An 8,805-nucleotide genomic window follows, 5' to 3' on the forward strand; every position below is an offset into this window, starting at 1 on the left:
ATTTGAATTTGAAACCGATTCACTTGTTGATGCTGATTCGCTCTTAGCTACTGATGCCGAGTCGGACTCACTTGTCGATGTTGACTCGCTTGCTACTCTATTTGAATTTGACACAGATTCGCTTGTTGAAGTTGACTCACTCGCTACTCGATTTGAATTTGAAACCGATTTACTTGTCGATGTCGACGCACTCTTAACTGCTGACTCGGAAGTTGATTCACTTTCGGAAACTGAAGTACTTGTTGACGCTGATTCACTTGCTAGATGTGCAGAAGTTGATTCAGACTCACTTACTGATGTCGATTTCGATGCACTTATTCTCTCTGACTCTGCAACCGATTGACTTCTAACTACGCTTTCAGATTGCGCCTTAACCAATGAAGTAGAAGCATTACGGCTTTCTGTAATCGCCCTTGCTCCACTCGGATTCTTTCTTTTAAATGGGTCAACATTACTAACGACGTCTGAAAAATAGTTTTGCCCTCTTTTACCACCAATATCGTCGTAAGAAGCAAATGGTGTGAAGTTATAAGAAACGTCTCCATTAGGATTTAAAATTGGTACTTCAATAACAGTTGTTAAACCGTACCCTGCTTTAATCTGATCAGCATCCATTACACCTGATTGCCAATAATAACCATTCTTTGCATCTCCGCGTAAAGGATAGGTCTGATCCGTAGAGGCAAATCTAGTTCTCCAACCCCTTTCCGTAATACCTTGCGTAATTTTAGTTGGCTTACCATAATCTTTTCCTAACTTTAGCATGCCTATGTTTTTATCAGAGGTGTTTCTGACTTTTGTTCTCGGATAATATAAACTTGATGGAGAGTCAATTCCCGCTGTGTGTACATTGTCGTAAGATATTGTATACTTAAAGATTGCATTATGACCGTCACTATCAACTTGTAATTCATAGTAAACATTTACATTATTACGAGTATCTCTACCATCGCCTTGGTTTCTATCTCTTTCAGAACGACTTGAAAGTGCCACTCTAAATGCTGTTTCTCCAACTTCTGTAGCGACTGTATGAACCGGAGAAATTGTTGAGTTTAACACAAGCGCTTCTGTATTTGCTAATGACTGTGATGACGCTTGAGAAGATGACTGCTTCTCACTTACAGATACACTTGCAGGTTGCATTGAATTTTGACTATTCTGATTAATTGACGCAGAAGTTTTGCCTTCACTTTTCGATGTGATTGCTTCTGAAGTTTCTGATGCTTTAGAAACAGATGTAGATTTTTCCACATTTGATTCTGATTGCTTCTCAGAATTTGAAACTTGTTTTTCATCTGATTGCTTATGCTTTGATACTTGAGATACTGAAGTACTTGTTGAAGTAGAAGCAGATTCTGATAATGATACTGAGTCTGATTCCGATAAAGAAGTGCTTTCTATATCTTGTTTTAATACTTCACTTTCAGAAGTAACGACACTATCACTTTCAACAGTACTCGCGCTCGCCTCTACATTAGAAACTGAATTTTCAATTGCAATTGATGTTTGATCCCCAATTGTTTGACTCTTTGTTGCTAACTCTGAAGTCATCGGAGCATCTGATGCGGCAAATGCTTGTTGATCATGCAACATGTTAACAGTAAACACCCCTCCGGCGATTGCCGTTGTTTGCATTGCATGCTTTTTAATTTTTTCACCAAAACGCGTTGTAACTTCGCCATCTTCATTTTTTACAATATCTCTACTTAAAAAAGGTAAACCCATGGCTTTTAAGAGTTGAATCTCTTTAATACCGGCTTTTACCCATTCCTTTCCAGATTTGTATAGTTTCACTCTTGCTTTTTCTTGTCCTAAACTTTTTCTAAATTCCCTAAATTTTCTTGTCATTGCAAAACTCCCATTAAATAATTTCCATAAAACTTGAACTTGTCATCGCAGCCTATATAAGATAATAATACCTTTTATTTAACTGTGCAATAAAATATTAAATGAAATCTAGTTTGTAATATAATCTATTTCAGATTTTGAATACCTATTTATATAAAATTACTTTTTATTTGTTCTTATGGGAATTTGCATTTAAAAAGCATAGAGATGTGACTCTATTGAATTCTTTATGTTTAAAGGGTTTGTTAAACGAGGTATTTCTGAAAGTTAGAACATTGAGGGATGCGTTATAAAAAGTTTATTAAATTTAAACTAATAATTAATTAAATGGATTTAGCAAATAAGTAGAAAAATATTAATAAAGTATTTCTACATTCAACTCAGCCACTGCTTTCAATGTATTTATACACCATCTTTTCAGATAAATGATGTTTTACCATTTATTTTCTACCTTACTCACATGACAAACGCGCGTATTAATACAATAAATTTTAGAAATTACTACGAATGAATAGAAAAAGCATTGATTCATGACTTTAATACCATTATTATTGAAGTAACGCTTTAAAATTAGATGAATCAACCTCCAATTACTTTATTTTTTTATACGTGAGTTATTCGTTTTCGTTATGTATAAAAATGTATTATAATAGACTGTGGAGTAATTTTAAGGTCTGTGACATCAATCATATTTACTCAGGGATATTATGTTTATTCCTCACTATACAAACAATGAAAGGTGATTATGTATGCCAACACAATCAGATTCAAAAGACATCGTCATTATCGGTGCCGGTGTACTTAGCACGACTTTCGCCTCAATGATTAAAGATTTAGAGCCACATTGGAATCTTAAATTATATGAGCGTTTAGATCGTCCAGGTGTGGAAAGTTCAAACGAACGCCACAATGCCGGTACAGGTCACGCAGCACTTTGTGAATTGAACTACACTGTTAAACAACCAGATGGTTCAATTGACATCGAAAAAGCAAAAGAGATTAACGAAGAATTTGAAATCTCTAAACAATTCTGGAGCTATCTTGTTAAAAGTAAAAACATTGATACACCAAGAGATTTCATCAATCCACTTCCTCACATTAGTTTTGTAAGAGGTAAAAATAACGTTCAATTCTTAAAAGATCGTTACAATAAAATGAAAGCATTTCCAATGTTCGACAATATCGAATTCACTGAAGATATTGAAGTGATGAGAAAATGGATGCCATTAATGATGCAAGGTCGCAATTCTAGTGATATTATGGCTGCAAGTAAAATCGATGAAGGTACTGACGTTAACTTTGGTGAATTAACACGTAAAATGGCGAGAAGTATCGAAAAACATGAAAATGCAGACGTACACTACAACCATGAAGTCAAAGATTTTAACCGTCGTTTAGATGGTAAATGGGAAGTTACAATCATCAACCGCAACACTGGAGAAAAACAAGTTCAACTTGCTGATTACATCTTCATTGGTGCTGGTGGCGGTGCGATTCCTTTATTACAAAAAACAGGTATCCCTGAAAGTAAACACTTAGGTGGTTTCCCTATTACAGGTCAATTCTTAATGTGTACAAACCCAGACGTTATCGAAGAACACGGTGTCAAAGTTTATGGTAAAGAGCCACCTGGCACACCACCAATGACTGTACCTCACTTAGATACACGTTACATTAACGGTCAAAAAGCATTATTATTCGGACCTTTCGCAAGCATCGGCCCTAAATTCTTGAAAAATGGTTCAAACTTAGATTTATTCAAATCAGTTAAACCATACAACATCACGACTTTACTTGCGGCAGCTGCGAAAAACTTACCATTAATCAAATACTCAATCGATCAAATCTTAATGACTAAAGAAGGTTGTATGAACCACTTACGTACTTTCTACCCAGAAGCTAAAGATCAAGATTGGGAATTATACACAGCTGGTAAACGTGTTCAAGTTATTAAAGATACTAAAGAATACGGTAAAGGTTTCATCCAATTCGGTACTGAAGTGGTTAACTCAGAAGACCACACTGTTATCGCTTTACTTGGTGAATCACCAGGGGCTTCAACATCAGTTTCTGTCGCACTTGAAGTGTTAGAAAGAAACTTCGCTCAATACGAAGCTGAATGGAAACCTAAGTTACAAAAAATGATTCCTTCATACGGTAAATCATTAATTGAAGATGTTGATTTAATGAGAAAAACACGTAAACAAACTTCAAAAGACTTAGAATTAAATTACTACGAGTAAAGGAGTTGCCAATATGAAAAAATTAGTTATCGTTGCAACTGTACTCACTGCAGCATTCGTCGCTTTAAAACGCTATCAAGAGCATGTTAATAAAATGCCAAATATTGAATACTAATTCAACCTATATGGATTGATAGTATTGAAAAGACGTTCAAATGAATTTTCATTTTGAACGTCTTTTTTTATCTCTTTTTATGCAGTTTCAAGTGCCTCTTCACGCACGAGTTCGTTCATAATTCCCAGATAGAAACGAGCTAATTCTGCACCTGTATGATGGAAGTCTAATGTATCTTGTCCTGTGAAATCTGTATGATCCCATCCTTTCAACGTAGGTGTCACTTGCCAAATCCCTTTTTTAGGCGCTGTGTTATCATCAACATATTCAAAAGGTTCATTATCTGGATGTTGGCCTGAAATCACAGAAACTAAGCCATCATTTTCTCTCCACGCTGTATCACGTGTTCGTCCTATTAAATCCCCTGTCACCTTATGTTCAATATTCATATGGACATCTGATATTTGAATACCTAATCGTGTTTTGTTCGTCGCAGATCCTGTATAGGCTTTATAGTAAATATTTGGATTAATATCTGCCCGTTGATTGATTTTCTTAGCACCTTCACGCGTCAAATCATAAAGTGCTGTATCTTCAGAAGTAAACAGTGGACTCTTACTTGCACGTTTCGCATATTCAGCAAATGTTTCCCCTTGACGTTGTTCTAAGCCCCATTGTTTAAGACCATAATCTACAGCTGAATTTTTACGCCCTTCAAACAAACCGTAATCGTAAATGAGTCGCTTAATAATATCTTTATTACCTAATTCATCCGAAGCGACTGTCCCATCGTGCGGTGTAGCTATTGTTGTAATTGACGAAATTAAATGATCGTGATTCCCTTGAAAAAGAGGGCTTATCGTACCACCATGTTCCTTTTGATACGCAATCTCTTCAGGATCTCCTTTTCGTAACAAAGACTCTAACATCCGAATCGTTTGTCCTCCCATACTATGGCCAATGAGATGAATTTTTTGTCCCGGTTGCCAGCCGGGTAAAATGCCTGGATATGATTTACCATATCGCGCATGTCCATATTTGTTTGCATGAGCTTGTCCATAATCGACGACACCGCCTTTGATATAAGTATAGAGCTCTACAGCACGATCCCAGTTACTCCCAAAAGCACTAACACTTGCTTCATAAACGTTATAACCTGATGCGCGCAATTGATTCATCATGTCGTATTTTTTACCGCCCCAATAATGGGTTCCAGGAGGCGCATTATTACCTACAAAGCCCCCATAACCATGCACAAAAATGATGGGTTTTTTATTTTTATACTGTGCTGGTTGAGGCGCTTGTGTTGCCTTTTTCACAGATGCTTCCTTTGTTGACGTCACTTGAGGTTCACGAGGTTGCGTTTCTTCTTTTGCACTTAAATTTTGAGTCGTCGTTGATTTCTTATCATTATCGATCATTTCTAAATTAGGCGTATGCGCAGACCCTTTTTCATAATTAATTTCTTGTTTATGTGTATTCACGTTATTAAATTCAGGATCGACTTGATTGGGTGTCGTTTCAGCATTACGACGATCAATCACAGAAAATCCCGGATCTAAACCGGCATTTTGATTGTTTTGATGAGAAGCAACCTTTGGCGCATGAACAACATTACTTGGGTTAGATGTACTATTTTGTGCCTTTAGTTTTGTATCACTCGCAGAATGATTTCTTTCAGGTGCTGAGTTTTCTTGCGCTAAATGGTTATTCGTATATGTGACATTTTGTTTTAAAGTAGTTGCTTTCTGAGGAGTTTCTGGAGTTTTTGATAATTCAACTTGTGAGGCATGGGTCTCATTGTTTTGTCGAAGGGGATTCCTCATCACGTTCTTACTTTCTGTGTGCAACGTTTGAGATGTATTAAGTGAATGACCTTGATCTACTTCATCTGCATACGCATCATGTCCTACCCATACGAATAAACTTGTAGCGAGCAGTATGGTAGAGATACTGACACTTCGTGTTCTTAAAGCATATGTATGGTCTTGCTGATGATTAAACATAAAAACCCTCCTTAATAATCTAGTTTCTATAATCAATTTATCAATTTGTAACGTATATTATTTCATCTTTGCCTACTTTATATACTTCAATGCTTAACTGTTATCGAAATCAAATTTAATTCACACTTAATCATCAAAAATATCTTTTCTTTAATAATCTAATCGAGCGCATCGTTAACCTTCTTCAAAATCAAAAATTATAAATTTAATAAATAGTTAATAGTAATTTTTTGATTAACTGTTTATTATTAAAACGATGTCTATAACAATAGAATTAAAATTGAATATATTATTTTGGAGGACCTCATGACTTTAATTATTTTAATCATCTTTTTTATCATTCGCTTAGTCAGCCTTGCAATATCCGTTAAACACGCGAAAAAGCTTGTACAACAAGGCGCAAAAGAATACAGTCAAAAAAATTCAAAATGGCTTGCACTCACACATATCTTAATCTACGTTGCGGCTGGGGTAGAAACTGTCATCACTCATGAAACATGGAGTTTCTTTAACACACTAGGACTAATCATTTTAATCGTTGCGTATGGCGTTTTATTCCATGTTATTAAAACATTAGGACCGATTTGGACTTTAAAACTTTACATCTTACCAGAACATCCGATTATCAAATCAGGTCTATATCGTATTACCAAACATCCGAATTATTTTTTAAATATCATTCCGGAATTAATAGGGGTCATCCTACTTACACACGCTTCATACACTTCTTTATTGTTACTTCCATATGCCTACTTCTTATACGTTCGTATACAACAAGAAGAAAAATTAATGTCTTTATAAACAACAAAGCACTTCTAAGTAAAATCCATTACTTAAAAGTGCTTTTTATTTATGCCTTATTTAATTGCTTTAAACAACAAAATCTCATGCTTAATTGGTATTTGATGGTCCCCTAATAAAGGAATCGAAGGCTTGATACGTCGTGCATCATTTACAGCATTTTTCATTATTTTTTCAAGCTCATATCCATGCTTCTGAAAAAAGCCAAGTGCACGCAGATTATCATTTGTAGTGATAACTTGAATCTCCTCAGCTGATGAGGCTTGTGCTTTAAGCTCTAATGCCTTCAATAACTTTGCCCCCACTCCTCTAACTCTTTCAATATTATTAATTGAGATGATTTCAACCACTGTATTTCTAACCGTGTAAGTATACCGTAAACTTTTTCTTCAACAACACATACAAAACCTGGGAGTTTTGATAGATGATACACACCTGAACTCACTATCATACAATCATCATGCCAATAGTGGTTAAAGAGAGACTTCAATTGTGATTCTTCTAGTTGATCCATTTCGATAATATCCATCATAATCACCCTTATTTCAACGAAAATAGTATCGCTTATAAATCTATATTATAAAATGTTGTATGTTAAAAAACACCCCTAAAGCGAAGGGATTACTCACTTTAGGGGTGAAACATTATTAATCATTCAGTATCCTGATTATTGTTCTTTTTTATCTTTACGACGACGTCCTAGTAAGAATGCGCCACCTAATGCAGCAAATAAGCTACCTAGTAATGTCGTTTGACCGGCATTTTCTTGTCCAGTTTCAGGTAATGTTTCTTTCTTATGCTTACTTTCAGCCTTTTGAGGTGTAGAAGGCATCGCTTTTTCTACTTTAGGCTGACCTGGTTGTTCTGGCATATTCGGTGCTGGTGTTTCTGGGTTGCCTGGTTGTTCCGGTACTTCCGGTGTTGGCACTTCTGGGTTACCCGGTTGTTCTGGCACTTCCGGTGTTGGTACTTCTGGTGTTGGTACTTCTAGGTTGCCTGGTTGTTCTGGCACTTCTGGTGTTGGTACTTCTGGGTTACCCGGTTGTTCCGGTACTTCCGGCGTTGGTACTTCTGGGTTACCTGGTTGTTCCGGTACTTCCGGCGCTGGTACTTCTGGTGTTGGTTTGTAGAAGCCGCTATCGATTGTAAGATCATCGGCATTGTTCACTTCGACTTCAACTTTTGTTCCGTCTGAATCTAATGCGTCATCCCCTACATTCTCTGTTGTTGCTTCATAACCTTCTGGCGTTTCAAAGCTGATTTCGTATTTACCATTTGGTAAATCTGTAAAGATGTAGTTGCCGTCTTTGTCTGTTTTTGTTGTGATCAATGTGCCATCTGGTTGTTTTAATGTTACTGTTACGCCACTGATGCCTGGCTCATTTACGTTTTGGATACCATCTTTATTCGTATCGTGCCATACTTTGTCTCCAACTTTGTATGTTGCTGGTTTTTGGACTGGTGGCTCTTCTTTTTTGTAGAAACCTTGGTCTACTGTTAAATTATCTTCATCTTTAATGACACCTTTTGCATTTAAAGGTCCATCAGAATCTTTAGTATCATCTTCTGTATTCGCCACTGTTGGGAGATAGCCTTCTGGTGTTTCAAAGTCTACTTGATACTCACCATTTGGAAGGTCTTTGAATTCATATTCACCTTTATCATTTGTTACAGTAGTGTCTAATTCTTCGCCTGTACTATCTTTGAGTGTGACTTTAACACCTTTTATACCTTTTTCATCTTCATCTTGGATTCCGTTTTTGTTTGTATCTTCCCATACTTTATCTCCAAGATTATATGTTGGTTTGTAGAAGCCAGAATCAATTGTTAAATCATTTTTACCATTAATTTT

General features: G+C 36.1%; 8 protein-coding genes. 3 read left to right on the plus strand and 5 right to left on the minus strand.

Annotated features, from left to right (window positions below; genetic code table 11):
• The coding region (locus tag CD118_RS09755; RefSeq protein WP_169925608.1) for a KxYKxGKxW signal peptide domain-containing protein at positions 1–1,848 on the minus strand (1,848 nt) is incomplete at its 3' end.
• Between the two features lie 749 nt (positions 1,849–2,597).
• Between CD118_RS09755 and lqo the strand changes: the two genes are divergently transcribed.
• A complete protein-coding gene (lqo, locus tag CD118_RS09760) occupies positions 2,598–4,091 on the plus strand; it encodes an L-lactate dehydrogenase (quinone) (protein ID WP_060829313.1) in 1,494 nt (497 codons plus the stop codon).
• Positions 4,092–4,104: 13 nt separating this feature from the next.
• Entirely contained in the window at positions 4,105–4,206 is a 102-nt protein-coding gene (locus tag CD118_RS09765) for an SE2200 family small protein (protein WP_016425969.1), read from the plus strand.
• 77 nt (positions 4,207–4,283) lie between these two features.
• On the opposite strand, the gene lip is transcribed toward CD118_RS09765, so the two are convergent.
• The gene (lip, locus tag CD118_RS09770; protein WP_103356639.1) at positions 4,284–6,152 is read right to left on the minus strand and encodes a YSIRK-targeted triacylglycerol lipase; all 1,869 of its coding nucleotides are present in this window, start codon (positions 6,150–6,152) and stop codon (positions 4,284–4,286) included.
• Positions 6,153–6,458: 306 nt separating this feature from the next.
• Between lip and CD118_RS09775 the strand changes: the two genes are divergently transcribed.
• Positions 6,459–6,953 (plus strand): isoprenylcysteine carboxyl methyltransferase family protein, encoded by a 495-nt coding sequence (locus CD118_RS09775; protein WP_103356640.1) that lies wholly within the window; start codon positions 6,459–6,461, stop codon positions 6,951–6,953.
• Positions 6,954–7,009: 56 nt separating this feature from the next.
• Here CD118_RS09775 and CD118_RS09780 read toward each other — a convergent pair whose 3' ends face one another.
• From CD118_RS09780 to CD118_RS09785, 3 genes are all read right to left on the minus strand, one after another.
• Positions 7,010–7,243 (minus strand): GNAT family N-acetyltransferase, encoded by a 234-nt coding sequence (locus tag CD118_RS09780; RefSeq protein WP_240621931.1) that lies wholly within the window; start codon positions 7,241–7,243, stop codon positions 7,010–7,012.
• On the minus strand, positions 7,240–7,482 hold the full coding sequence (locus CD118_RS12035) for a hypothetical protein (protein WP_169925610.1): 243 nt from the start codon (positions 7,480–7,482) through the stop codon (positions 7,240–7,242). The genes CD118_RS09780 and CD118_RS12035 overlap by 4 nt, the downstream gene beginning before the upstream one ends.
• Before the next feature lie 138 nt (positions 7,483–7,620).
• Positions 7,621–8,805 (minus strand): LPXTG cell wall anchor domain-containing protein (locus CD118_RS09785; RefSeq protein ID WP_142380869.1); only part of this gene is annotated, 1,185 nt, incomplete at its 5' end.

Origin of the sequence: Staphylococcus coagulans, from assembly GCF_002901995.1 — a bacterium.
Lineage (GTDB): Bacteria > Bacillota > Bacilli > Staphylococcales > Staphylococcaceae > Staphylococcus > Staphylococcus coagulans.

Bases quoted from the DNA above. Each gene is read 5' to 3' on its own strand.
- lqo (WP_060829313.1), top strand. From the start codon at position 2,598: ATGCCAACACAATCAGATTCAAAAGACATCGTCATTATCGGTGCCGGT.
- lip (WP_103356639.1), bottom strand. From the start codon at position 6,152: ATGTTTAATCATCAGCAAGACCATACATATGCTTTAAGAACACGAAGT.
- CD118_RS12035 (WP_169925610.1), bottom strand. From the start codon at position 7,482: ATGGATATTATCGAAATGGATCAACTAGAAGAATCACAATTGAAGTCT.
- CD118_RS09765 (WP_016425969.1), top strand. From the start codon at position 4,105: ATGAAAAAATTAGTTATCGTTGCAACTGTACTCACTGCAGCATTCGTC.
- CD118_RS09775 (WP_103356640.1), top strand. From the start codon at position 6,459: ATGACTTTAATTATTTTAATCATCTTTTTTATCATTCGCTTAGTCAGC.